This is a genomic window from Halobacillus massiliensis (assembly GCF_900166625.1).
Taxonomy (GTDB): Bacteria; Bacillota; Bacilli; order Bacillales; family Halobacillaceae; genus Halobacillus_A; species Halobacillus_A massiliensis.
In genome coordinates, this window is the sequence record NZ_LT800499.1 from 316,185 (window position 1) to 329,648 (window position 13,464).

Consider the following 13,464-nt stretch of genomic DNA (forward strand, 5'->3'; position numbering starts at 1 on the left):
AAAATGGAAAAGAGGAGCAGCATGAAGCTTGAGTTAAGCCATAATCAGTCGACCCGTTTGAAAATGACGAATGAGCTGCGCCAGGCTATTTCCTTATTACAATATTCTGCTAAGGACATGGTTGAATTTATAAGAGATCAGGCTTCAGAGAATCCGCTACTTGAAGTAGAAGAAAGGCAGCCCGCCTCTTATACAGCAAAAGCCGGGGATGTGGAAGACTTTCCTGATCAGGAACAAGACTGGCGCCAAATGTTAATGGAACAGGTTCAGTTTTTAGAACGCCCCTCTGAAGAAAGAAGAATTCTTCTCTTGCTGATTGAAACGCTCGATGAGCATGGTTTTCTCCCATACTCTTTGCATAAAATTGCTGAACTTTTCCAACTTACCGAAGAGCAGGTCCATCAAAGCGTAGAACAGCTCAAACAGCTGGACCCCGGAGGTTTAGGCTGCAGAAATTTCACAGAATACCTGCTTTTTCAAATTGAAGATGTACATTCTTTAGCTCCCATTATGAAAAAGCTGGTTAGTGATCACCTGGCAGATGTCGCGGAAGGGAAATATAAATATTTAGCTCAGCAGCTGGAAGTAGACTTAACAGAGGTTGAAGAGGCTGTCTCGGCCATTAAAGAGCTTCAGCCGCGGCCGCTGCTTCCTTCAGCTTCACGTCCGGAATACATTATTCCTGATTTTTATTTAATTAAATCAGCCAGCGGCTATGAGGTTCATATCAATGATGGAATCCTGCCAAAGGTACGTTTTAACTCGTTATACAGTGATTATAAAGATCTCGGTGAAGATTTTATAAAAGAGGCTTACAATCAGGCATCCTGGCTTTTAAGGAGTATTGATAGAAGGCAGTTGACAATGAAAATGGTCGCACAAAGCATTGTGGACAAACAGACCAGCTTTTTTGATCAAGGGGGAGGGCCATTTAAGCCGCTGACGCTTCGGTTAATCGCTGATGAGCTCGATATTCACGAATCAACAGTCAGTCGTACTATTGCTTCTAAATATATCGAAACTGAGGCAGGTCCTATACCGCTTACAATGTTTTTCACTTCTCGTCTTTCTAATTCGCAAGGAGAGGATGTTTCTTCTTCACATGTTAAGGACTTAATCCTGCAATACATTAAGGCAGAGGACAAGCGGAGACCGTTATCTGATCAGAAAATTAAAGAACAGCTTCACCAGGATCACCATATTCAGGTTTCCCGGCGAACGGTCGCTAAATACAGGGAGGGCCTTCATATCCTTTCTTCGGTAAAAAGAAAACACCAGGCTTAAAACAACAATGAAACAAAGGAGATAATCAATATGAACTCGTATATCCAAGAACAAATCCGCTCTTATCAGGAGAAATACAAGCATACTGGACGGCTGTTAATTAAATGTCCGGATCAGCCAGGAATCGTTTCAGCTGTTACTCAGTTTCTGCATAAACATGAGGCCAATATTATTGAATCAAATCAGTACACGACAGACCCGCATAACGGCCTGTTTTTTATGAGAATCGAATTTGATTCACCTCGGCTTCCTCAAGAAGAAAGTGTTTTGAGAGAGAAGTTTAAAGAAATTGGTGATCAGTTTAATATGACGTGGACACTAAAAGGAGCCTATAATATTAAGAAAACGGCAATTTTTGCTTCAAAAGAGCTTCACTGTCTGCGTGAACTTCTTCTCGAATGGCAGAGTGGTGACCTGATTGCCGACATTCAAATGGTTGTCAGTAACCATGAAGATGCAAAAGAACTGGTAGAATCCTTTAACCTGCCTTTTTATCACATCCCGGCGAATAAGCATATTCGCAAGCAGGTGGAAGAACAGCAGCTTCAGCTTTTAAAGGACCATGAAATTGATGTCATCGTGCTTGCGCGCTACATGCAGATCCTGACGCCTGAGTTTGTAGCGGCTCACCCGTTTAAAATAATCAACATTCACCATTCTTTCCTTCCTGCTTTTATCGGGGCAAACCCTCATAAGCGTGCACATGAAAGAGGAGTAAAGCTGATAGGAGCGACGTCTCATTATGTAACGAATGACCTGGATGAAGGGCCGATTATTGAACAGGATATTATGCGCGTTGATCATCGGGACAGTGTAGATGACTTGAAGAAAATGGGGCGGTCCATAGAGCGTAGTGTTCTGGCGCGTGGAGTGAAATGGCACTTAGAAGACCGCTTGATCGTTCATGAGAATAAAACTATTGTTTTTTAATAAAGCTTACTATTGATACGATTAAAATGAGCTTCCGCAAAATCGGAAGTTCTTTTTTGTGTCTTAATAAACGAGTGAGATCACTTTAAGTAAAAAAAGAGAGCTCTCGGAAGGCTTTAGCCTGTGGAAGCTTATTTCAGGCAAACGGAACTCACTACTGTAATAATTGAAAATCAAAACATACACAAAAAGGGCTGTCCTGGAAAGTCTGTTTAGACTTCAGGACAGCCCTTTATTTTATATAAAAAGGGGGAGGCCTTTTATATTAATTGTGGAGTCTGATTAAATCAGCCCTTAAAGGGAGGACTACTTGAACCAGTTAATAGCTTCAGGCTTTTTGTTTCTGAAAATGTGTTTAGTTTCCGTGTATTCTTCTAAACCTGGACGACCCAGTTCACGGCCGATGCCGGACTGTTTATAGCCGCCCCATGGAGCTTGGGCAAAGTATGGGTGGAAATCGTTAATCCAGACTGTACCCATTCTAAGTTTAGCTGCTACAAATTCTGCCTTTTCGATGTCTGTTGACCAAACAGCACCAGCGAGACCATAGATAGTATCGTTAGCAAGAGATACAGCCTCCTCTTTCGTAGAGAATTTTTCTACTGTTAATACAGGTCCAAATACTTCTTCCTGAACAATTTTCATGTCAGATGTACAGCCTGTAAAGATAGTTGGAAGGTAGAAGAATCCGTCTTGCAGTTGAGGATCCTCAGGACGCTTGCCGCCAAGCGCAAGGTGTGCACCTTCTTGTTTACCGATTTCTACAAAGCTTTCTACTTTATCGCGGTGCTCTTTTGAAATAAGCGGTCCACTTTCAGTATCTTCGTCGAAGCCATTACCGAGCTTAATTCGACTTGCGCGTTCTACAAGCTTTTCAACGAATTTATCGTGAATGCTGTCCTCGACAAGCAGGCGGGAACCTGCAGAGCATACTTGTCCCGCATGGAAAAATACCGCGTTTAATGCTTGATCGACAGCTGTATCAAAATCAGCATCGGCAAATACGATATTCGGGTTCTTACCACCTAATTCAAGGGCGATATTCTTAACGTTGACGCTGGCCGTCTGCATAATTTTTTTCCCAGTTTCAATACCGCCTGTAAATGAAATTAAGTCGACATCCGTATTTGAAGCAAGTTCAGCACCGACGTTGTGGCCAGGGCCAAGCACGAGATTGGCAACACCTTTTGGAACACCGGCTTCTTCCATTAGTTCAAATACTTTAACTGTAGTTAATGGAGTGATCTCACTCGGTTTAACAATAATGGTATTTCCTGCAGCCAGTGCCGGAGCAATCTTCCAGGCAGCTTGAAGCAGCGGGTAATTCCAAGGAGTAATCTGGCCGCACACCCCTACAGGCTCGCGTACCACTTTACTATCAGAATCCGGGAACGGTGAGTTGATTACCTCTCCACCTTCTTTATCAGCAAGACCGGCAAAGTAAAGGAATACATTCGCGATGTCATCCATATCTGCACGGCTTTCTTCAAGCGTCTTACCTGTATCGAACGTCTCTAAACGTGCAAGTTCTTCATTGTTCTCTCTAATTAATTGGGCAATCTTAAGAACGATTTCCCCACGTTCTTTAGCCGGAGTTTCTGCCCAGTCACCTTGATCGAAAGCCTTACGGGCAGCTTCAATCGCTTTTTTAGTGTCACGTTCGTCGCCTTCAGCTGCTTCGGCAACAATCTCTTGATTATAAGGATTAATGATCGTCCGGGTATTTTTTGAAATGGCATCTACCCATTCGCCATTAATAAACATGCGTTGTTTTTCCATACTTTACTTTCACTCCTTTTAAACCAATCGTAAAAATTGTTAAGAAAAAATTTAACGTTTTTAACTGTTTTTACTTTATCAGCTTCGAGAATTCTTGTCAAAGAATAATAAGCGGGCAAAAAAATAAAAATTTCTATAACCTATGAGCTGATAGGTCTTAGTGCGTTTTTTTGAATATTTAATTTTGACAAGCTGAAATTATTCGTTAAGATATAATTTGTAAAGAAAAAACTTAACAAACTTAACTCTATGGCCGAGAGGAGGTTACAAATGGCTGAGAATCAGGAGGAGAGTGCACGTGCTTCTATTGATGAGGCCAAATCACTGGTCATTGATTCAATTGCGGAAACGATGGATCTATATGGAGTGACCCGAAGTGCAGGAACCTTATATGGGACCATGTATTTTGAAAAAGATATGACCCTTGATGAAATGCGCGAAAAACTTGGCATGAGCAAACCAAGCATGAGCACTGGAGTTAAAAAACTTCAGGATTATGACGTCGTAAAAAAAACCTTCCGTAAAGGAACCCGCAGACAAACATATGTAGCGGAGAAGGATTTCTTTCAGTTCTTTGCCAGCTTTTTTACGAAAAAATGGCTTCGTGAAGCTAAAATAAACTTAAGTGCCATCGAAAAAGCCAAAAAAGAGCTGGATAAGGTTTTAGCGGAAGAAAATGTCGATGAAGAAGTCCGTAAAGAAGCCTTATTCGTTTATCAACAGTTGGAATCTTCCATTCCTTATTATCACTGGCTGCAAAAGCTGGTCTTTGCGATTGATAGCGGTGAGCTTTTCGATAAGCTTCCAATTGAAGAAGAAGAAAATAATAAATAAAGAACTATGCGCCTTTCCTGAATAACTATATGTTATTCAAGAGAGACGTACGTCTTTTATAAAATACAGAATATTCAAAAAACGACTGTTAATTTGATAGGAGTGAAGCTGATGCAAGATCAATCGAATCAATCATTTATTAAAAAGAACTCTGCCGTTCTTATATTAGGTGCAATTATGGCTGTGTTTACCATTTATATCGCTTTTACGAGTGAAGATATTCAGTGGGGCGGCTTTATCGCTATGATTGTCTTCTATGCGGCGGTTTATTACATCGGAGCCGTTATGGCATCTAAGAAGACAAACTCTCTCTCTGACATGATGGTGGCCAAACGAAGCATGCCTTTAGGTGTAGCAATGTTTACAATGGCTGCAACCTGGGTGGGCGGCGGTTATATTAATGGTACGGCCGAATCTACTTATGTCGATGGTTTAGTTTGGGCTCAAGCCCCATGGGGATATGCCTTAAGCTTGATTATTGGTGGTATCTTCTTTGCCAGGAAAATGCGCCGTTATGAGTTCATGACAATTATTGACCCACTTGAGCAGCGTTTTGGAAAGAAGATGGCTGGAGTCTTGTACATTCCTGCCTTATTGGGAGAAATGTTCTGGAGTGCAGCGATCTTAACCGCTCTAGGTACTACTTTCGGAACGATTCTAAATATTGATTTCACAACATCTATTATTCTTTCTGGAGTTATTGCGATTGCTTACACTGTAGCTGGAGGGATGTGGGCTGTAGCCTATACAGACCTTTTCCAAATGGCAGTTCTGCTAATAGGTTTATTCCTTGTACTTCCATTTGCCCTAGGACATGCAGGAGGTCTCGGCAGCGCATGGGGTGACTATTCCACAGAGCTTGGTTCTTTTGCAAACCTACTTCCTCCGATGGATGCACTCAGCGATCCGGAGTGGGGTAACTACTTTTGGAACTGGCTGGATTTTGCTTTACTATTAATCTTTGGTGGTATCGCATGGCAAGTTTACTTCCAGCGTGTACTTTCTGCAAAAAATGAAAAGACAGCTATGTGGCTTTCTATTACTGCAGGTGTTGTCTGCCTGATCGCAGCGGTTCCTGCCGTACTTATAGGAGTTGTAGGGTTTAACATTGATTGGGCTGGTATGGGGCTTCCAACACCAGACAATGCATCTGTTATTCTTCCACATGTGCTTAGGTATCTTACTCCTGAACTTGTTGCCGCAATCGGGTTAGGGGCACTAGCCGCTGCCGTTATGTCTTCTATGGACTCTTCCATTCTATCTGCCTCTTCAATGGCCTCATGGAACATTTATCGTCCATTAATTAACCCAAAAGCTGACGACGAAAAGCTTAAGAAGGTAATTAAGAGGACAATTATTATTGTAGGTGTAGGTGCGATGATTATCGCATTGAACGTTCAGAGTGTTTATACCTTATGGTATTTGGCATCTGACTTAGTTTATACCGTACTGTTTCCACAGTTAACGATGGCGTTGTTTTATAAAAATGCGAACTTATACGGTTCCATCGCCGGGTTTGTTACCGCACTCTTCTTAAGACTTGGCGGGGGAGAGCCTGCCCTAGGATTGCCGGCCTTTCTGCCTTATCCAATGATTGAGGACGGGATTGTATTATTCCCATTCCGTACGCTTGCTTGTATTTCTGCATTTACAATGATCTTTTTCGTCTCAGAATTAACAAAGGCGAAATGCAAGCCGCAGTCTCTTATTCTTCCTTCTGAAAAAGAAGAAAAGAAAACTGCATCATAATATGAAAAGACCCTGTTTCCTCTATATAAAGAGGGGGCAGGGTTTTTGTTTTGTTCTTAGCTTTTTTTGTTTAGAATGTTTCTTAATTCTCAGCTTTTTGAGAAGTGAGTGCCGGGCCTGGGGAAAGACTCGCTTTCCATGAGCGAACGGTGAGCTTCCTCGGGCTTTTCGCCCTCCAGGATCTCTCCTTGTTCTACCCTCCCATAGGAGTCCCACCGTTTCCCCCGGCACTTTGTGTTTATTAAAGTAAAGATAGATTGGAATAGCGAGGACGACAAATCCGCTAGAAAGTTGAAGGGAATTCTCTTGTTCCGTTTACCTGGATATGGAAAATCGAGCCTGGGGAAACACCTCGCTTTCCATGGGCGAACGGTGAGCTTCCTCGGGCTTTTCGCCCTCCGGGATCTCACCCCTGTTCTATCCTCCCATAGGAGTCTCGCCGTTTCCCCTGTCCCTTTACGTATTTTTGAGTAACGGAACATATAAGAAGAGAGGATTGATTTCATTAGAGAGCTTAATGAGATTACAGCGTTCCGTTTCCCCATTAAATGTAAAGAGGATGGGAAATGGCGAGACTCCTGCAGGGAGATGGAGCCATGGTGAGATCCGCGAGTGTAACGAGCTAGCTCACCGGCTCCCCGCGGAAAGCGAGCTATTTCCCAGCCGCGTTTCTCCGTACTTGATAAATGGAACAGCTTATTCTTTTCATAAGAAAGGAAAGAGACACGGAACAGCCCTCCCTCAATGTTCAAACTAAGGCTTCTGGAGGGAGAAGAGCCAGGATGAGATCCGCGAGTGCATCGAGCTATTTCCCAGCCACAAAACGGAACTTTCTCTCTTCCCGTGAATAGACGCTTACAGGAATATATTATCCTTTTAAAGTAATCCCATAACTCTGCATCAATTCCCTAAGGGATGCGCGGTAATTCCCGTCTCTTCCTGTAACTGGCTCAGCAGCAGTGAGCGAGTTCAGGACAGCTTCTTCCACAGCTTCACCGGCCGCTCGAAAAGCATGGTCTATTTCTTCCTCGTGGATGGAAGCAATAGATAAGGGACGGCCAATAGGGTTATGAGGAATCTTTGTAAATGTTGAGAACCCTAAGGCTATATCCCCGCTGCCATTAGAAATAATACTTCCTGTCCGCGCAAGACCGGCTGAGCATCGCTTAAGAATCCGATTAAGCTGACGGTCAGTTACTGGCAAATCACAAGCTAAAATGATCATAACAGAACCTTTGTCCGTACCTTCCTCACCTTTTTGTATCTCGGCCAGCTGTATACCAACAGGCTGTCCGCCTATTTTAAGATCACTTAACTGGCCAAAATTGGTGACCACTAATACCCCAATTGTATAGGATCCGTGGGGAAGCCGGATAATTCTTGAAGAGGTACCTACGCCTCCCTTTAAGGAATAGCACACCATTCCTCTTCCTGCTCCAACTGATCCTTCTTTTACATGGGTAGTAGCTTCAGTTAATGCCTGTAGAACATGTTCTTTTTTAACAGCCTGTGCCCGAATATCGTTAAGAATCATATCATTGCATTCTCCAATAACAGGATTGACAGTGCCGGTTGTCCGGCCGATTTGGGGGTGGTCTCTCAGGATAAAGTTTATAACAGAATCTGCTGCCGTCCCGATGCTTAATGTGTTGGTAAGAACAATTGGTGTCTCTAGTGTACCGAGTTCTTCTAACTGAATACTTCCCATTGTTTTGCCAAATCCATTAATGACATGTGAGGAGGCGATCAGTTTTTCTTCAAATATGCTTCCCTGATGAGGTAGGATAGCCGTAACTCCTGTTTGAATAGGACCTTCATTTAAAGTAACATGACCTACCGTAACTCCGTGTACATCCGTAATCGAGTTTTTAGTCCCTAATTCAAGATTGCCTATATTAATTCCAAAGTCCCTTATTCTCATTTGGCACATCCCTTTGTGTATTTTAGTGATTAATTATACATAAATTGACGGTTTTCTTGTATAAAGTGCAATTTTTTACCAAAAATTCAAGGTCTAAGAAGAGTATTGTTAAATTTTTTTACATAAATATGATTACGCTTACAATAATTTATTAGTTTTTGAAAAATCCAATCATTACGGGCGTTTTCAGCTAAATTTAAATAGTTGAAAAATTCTGATAATAGGGTGAGAAACCCTCTGTCATCGCATTATCTACGTGAAAAGTGCTGTCCTTCATGCTATACTGTATACAAACTGAAAAAAACAGAATTTTGTCACTTTTGTGCAGAACTTCGATGAATAGTTAATGAGGGGGAACATATATGCAAAAACACGGATATCCAATCCCACAAGGATTATATCATCCTGAGAACGAACATGAAGCTTGCGGCATTGGGATGCTTGCAAATATTGATGGAACAAAATCACATAGCATCGTAGAAAACGCCATTACTATTCTTTGTAATTTAGAGCACCGCGGAGGCCAGGCGGCCGATATAAGTACAGGAGATGGAGCAGGAATCTTAACACAAATTCCTCATTATTTTTTCGAGAAGCAGTGTGAGAAAGAAGATATTGAGCTTCCTCCTGAGGGGCAGTACGGAGTGGGAATGATATTTTTCCCGGAAGATCATAAGTCTCGTCTGCGCTGTAAGCAGGTGTTTGAACGAATCGTTGAAGAGGAAGGGCAGCACTTCCTGGGCTGGCGGACTGTACCTATCAACGATTCCTTTGTCGGTAAAGATGCAAAGAAAACAAAGCCGTTTATCCGCCAGGCGTTTATTGCTCCAGCGGAAGGAATTACGGAGCACTTAGAAATAGAGCGTCGTCTATACATTATTAGAAAACGTGCTGAAATCGAAATTGCGAAAGAAGAAGGCTATGATGATTTTTATATCAGCAGCCTGTCTTCCAGAACGATTGTCTATAAAGGGATGCTGATTCCAGAGCAGCTGGACTCTTTTTATATTGACCTAAATCACCCGGACTTTAAGACAGCCCTTGCCCTTGTGCACTCTCGCTTCAGTACAAATACATTTCCGAGCTGGAAGAGATCTCACCCGAACCGTTATACGATTCACAACGGGGAATTCAATACCCTTCGCGGAAACGTAAACTGGATGAGAGCTAGACAGGAACTTTGCAGCTCCAAACACTTTAGTGATGAAGATTTAGAAAAGCTTCTTCCTGTCATCGATTCAAACGGAAGTGACTCTTCCATGTTTGATAACGCTTTTGAATTCTTATATTTATCTGGTCGTTCTCTCGCTCATACGGTGATGATGATGGTTCCAGAACCTTGGGCGAATGATGATTCCATCCATCCTAAGAAACGTGATTTTTATGAATATCACAGCTGCTTAATGGAGCCATGGGACGGACCGGCAGCCCTTGCTTATACAGATGGAAAGCAAGTCGGTGCGTGTCTTGACCGTAATGGTCTGCGTCCAGCTCGTTATTATGTTACAAAAGACGGCATGATTGTACTTGGCTCTGAAGTTGGTGCCCTGGACATTTTTGCTGATGATATCCTTTATAAAGATCGTCTTCATCCAGGGAAAATGCTCTTAGTCGACCTTGAGAAAGGTGAAATTATTCCTGATGAAGAGATTAAACTCGATGTGGCTAACCAGGAGCCTTATGGCGAATGGCTTAAAGAATATAAGATGGATCTTGAAGAGCTACCGAAGCCGGTAGAAGAGCCTGGGCATAAAATTGACAGCTTAATAGACCAGCAGCTTGCCTTTGGATATACAACTGAAGAGCTGAATAAAATCTTGAAGCCTCTCGTATCCGGTGGAAAAGACCCTGTTGGATCAATGGGATATGATTCCCCGCTAGCTGTTCTTTCGAAAAAGCCTCAACTGCTATACAGCTATTTTAAACAGCTGTTTGCACAGGTTACCAACCCTCCGATTGACGCCATTCGAGAAAAACTTATTACAATGGTTGAAACAACAATTGGGGCAGAAGGAAACCTTGTGGATCCTAAGCCTGAGAGCTGCCGCAAGATCCGCCTGGCAACTCCGCTGCTGAGAAATGATCAGCTGGAGCAGCTGCGCCAACAGGACCTTGATGGTTTTAAAGCAAGTACACTTTCTATTTTGTTTGAAGCTAAAGAAGGCGAAAACAAAATGGAGAATGCTCTTGAAGAATTATTTACTAAAGCAGATAAAGAGATCGAAAATGGTACCACTTTATTAATTTTATCTGATCGTGGAGTCAACAAAGAAAATGCTGCCATTCCGGCTCTGCTTGCAGTTTCCGGTCTTCACCATCACCTCATACGACAAGGCACACGTACGAAAGTGAGCCTCCTGCTTGAATCCGGTGAACCGCGTGAAGTCCATCATTTCGCAACATTGCTGGGCTACGGAGCAGAAGGAATTAATCCTTACCTTGCGTTCGAATCATTAAGCGACCTTATGGATAAAGGATCTTTAGAAACCGATACGCTTGAAATTGCCGTTAACCGCTATATTAATGCTGTAACAGACGGTGTTATTAAAGTGCTTTCTAAGATGGGGATTTCCACTATACAGAGTTACCGTGGAGCTCAAATTTTTGAAGCTGTCGGTATTCACCCTAATGTAATTAACCGCTACTTCACCCGCACCTCTTCTCGTCTTGGAGGTATTGGTGTTGACACGATTGAAAAAGAAGTACTGATGCGCCATGCTGAGGCGTATGGTGATGAGCGTAAGAGTGATAAGGGGCTTGATGCAGGTGATGATTATCAATACCGTGCAAATGGTGAAGATCACCAATACAATCCACAGACCATTCATACACTTCAGCATGCCTGCCGTACGAATGATTATAATCTCTTTAAGTCTTACTCTGAGATGCTCACAGATGAAACGAACAATCTGCAGTCATTAAGAGGCTTGATTTCGTTTAAAAAGCGTCCATCTATTCCAATTGAGGAAGTGGAGTCTGTAGATGAAATTTGCAGGAGATTTAAAACTGGCGCCATGTCTTATGGATCCATTAGTAAGGAAGCACACGAAGCTCTTGCTGTTGCTATGAACCGTGTTGGCGGCCGAAGCAATACAGGAGAAGGCGGGGAAGATCCTGACCGTTTTACGCCAGAAGAGAACGGAGACTCACGCCGCAGTTCGATTAAACAAGTAGCTTCCGGTCGTTTTGGGGTAACGAGTCATTATCTTGTAAATGCAGATGAAATTCAGATTAAGATGGCTCAAGGTGCAAAGCCTGGAGAAGGTGGACACCTGCCTGGTAAAAAAGTTTATCCGTGGATTGCCGAGGTGCGTGGATCTACTACAGGTGTAGAATTAATTTCACCGCCGCCGCACCATGATATCTACTCCATTGAAGACTTAGCTGAATTGATTCATAACCTGAAGAACGCCAACCCTAAAGCTCGTATCAGCGTAAAACTCGTATCCGCTGTCGGTGTAGGAACGATTGCCGCCGGTGTAGCTAAAGGACGTGCCGATTTAGTTTTAATCAGTGGGTATGATGGAGGTACAGGGGCTGCCCCTCGTACAAGCCTGAAACATACTGGGCTTCCGTGGGAGATCGGTTTAGCCGAAACTCACCAGACGCTTATGCTCAACCGTCTGCGTGACCGTATTGTTGTTGAAACCGACGGTAAGATGATGACAGGCCGTGACGTTGTAGTCGCTACGCTCTTAGGAGCTGAAGAATATGGGTTCTCTACTGCACCGCTTGTTGTTCTTGGTTGTGTCATGATGAGAGTCTGTCACTTAAATACATGTCCTGTTGGTATTGCTACACAGGATCCAGAGTTAAGGGAGAAATATAACGGCGACCCTGCACACGTAGCAAACTTCATGCGTTTTGTCGCACAGGAAGCCAGAGAGGTTATGGCAGAGCTAGGTTTCCGTACGATTAACGAAATGATCGGACGTACAGATATTCTTGAAATTAATAAAGACATTGATCATTGGAAGGCAAAAGATGTGGACTTGTCTGCTCTTCTTTTCAAACCAGAAACCAGTGGAGACGTTGGCCGTTACGCTACAGAGAAACAGGATCACGGCTTAGATAAAGCCCTCGATGTGGAAGAACTTATGCCGATGTTTAATGATGCAATGGAGAAAGGTGAACGTTTTACAGGTACAGGTTCCATTCGAAACATTCACCGTGTAACAGGTACAATCTTAGGAAGTGAAATTACCCGCCGCTACGGCGAAAAAGGTCTGCCTGAGGATACGGTTGATCTTACGTTTAAAGGATCTGCCGGACAGAGCTTTGGTGCTTTTATTCCTAAAGGAATGACATTGAGACTTGTAGGAGACGCCAACGACTACGTCGGAAAAGGACTTTCAGGTGGTAAAATCATCGTTCGTCCTTCCAAGAAGTCTACCTTTGCTCCTGAAGAGAACACGATCGCGGGTAACGTATGCTTCTATGGTGCCTCAGAAGGAAAAGCCTTTGTTAACGGACTTGCAGGCGAACGCTTCGCTGTCCGAAACAGTGGGGCGGAAGTAGTTGTTGAAGGAGTCGGAGACCACGGTTGTGAGTATATGACAGGCGGAAAAGTAGTAGTGTTAGGCGCTACTGGCCGAAACTTCGCAGCGGGTATGTCCGGCGGTACAGCTTATGTACTTGATGAAACAGATAACTTTATTGCTAAATGCAACACGGAACTTGTCCAGGTGAGCCCGTTAAAAGATGATGAAGAAATTACTGAACTATATAAATTGATCCAGCAGCATGTAGAGTATACAGGAAGTCCTAAAGGACAGAGAATTCTTGATAACTGGGAAGAAGAACTTCCTAAATTCAAGCGAGTCATCCCTGAAGCTTACCTTACAATGCAGCAGAGAATTAAAGTGCTTAAAGAAGGCGGACTTAATAAGTTTGACGCTGAGATGACCGCTTTTGAAGAAAGCACAAAAGAACCAGTGAAAGCCAACTAAATTACAACAGGAGGGGAT

General features: G+C 43.0%; 7 protein-coding genes. 5 read left to right on the forward strand and 2 right to left on the reverse strand.

The window, feature by feature from the left end:
* Positions 1 to 21 precede the first annotated feature (21 nt).
* Positions 22 to 1,284 carry an RNA polymerase factor sigma-54 gene (rpoN, locus tag B7E06_RS01685; RefSeq protein WP_179133917.1) on the forward strand — a complete coding sequence of 421 codons (1,263 nt, stop codon included), beginning with the start codon at positions 22 to 24 and terminating at the stop codon, positions 1,282 to 1,284.
* 30 nt (positions 1,285 to 1,314) lie between these two features.
* Positions 1,315 to 2,214 carry a formyltetrahydrofolate deformylase gene (gene purU, locus B7E06_RS01690; protein WP_082232257.1) on the forward strand — a complete coding sequence of 300 codons (900 nt, stop codon included), beginning with the start codon at positions 1,315 to 1,317 and terminating at the stop codon, positions 2,212 to 2,214.
* A gap of 306 nt (positions 2,215 to 2,520) precedes the next feature.
* Here the strand turns inward: purU and betB are convergent, their stop codons facing one another.
* Complete coding sequence (gene betB / locus B7E06_RS01695) at positions 2,521 to 3,993, reverse strand: betaine-aldehyde dehydrogenase (protein WP_082232259.1); 1,473 nt, start codon at positions 3,991 to 3,993, stop codon at positions 2,521 to 2,523.
* Between the two features lie 270 nt (positions 3,994 to 4,263).
* Between betB and cudC the strand changes: the two genes are divergently transcribed.
* Positions 4,264 to 4,827 (forward strand): choline uptake/conversion transcriptional regulator CudC, encoded by a 564-nt coding sequence (cudC, locus tag B7E06_RS01700; RefSeq protein ID WP_082232261.1) that lies wholly within the window; start codon positions 4,264 to 4,266, stop codon positions 4,825 to 4,827.
* Between the two features lie 111 nt (positions 4,828 to 4,938).
* Positions 4,939 to 6,576 (forward strand): high affinity choline transporter 1, encoded by a 1,638-nt coding sequence (locus B7E06_RS01705; protein ID WP_425432183.1) that lies wholly within the window; start codon positions 4,939 to 4,941, stop codon positions 6,574 to 6,576.
* Between the two features lie 868 nt (positions 6,577 to 7,444).
* Here B7E06_RS01705 and B7E06_RS01715 read toward each other — a convergent pair.
* Positions 7,445 to 8,506, reverse strand: a complete 1,062-nt coding sequence (locus tag B7E06_RS01715) for a DmpA family aminopeptidase (protein ID WP_082232265.1) — start codon at positions 8,504 to 8,506, stop codon at positions 7,445 to 7,447.
* Between the two features lie 353 nt (positions 8,507 to 8,859).
* Between B7E06_RS01715 and gltB the strand changes: the two genes are divergently transcribed.
* Positions 8,860 to 13,446: a glutamate synthase large subunit gene (gltB, locus tag B7E06_RS01720; RefSeq protein ID WP_082232267.1), complete on the forward strand. Its 4,587-nt coding sequence runs from the start codon at positions 8,860 to 8,862 to the stop codon at positions 13,444 to 13,446.
* Positions 13,447 to 13,464: the final 18 nt, after the last annotated feature.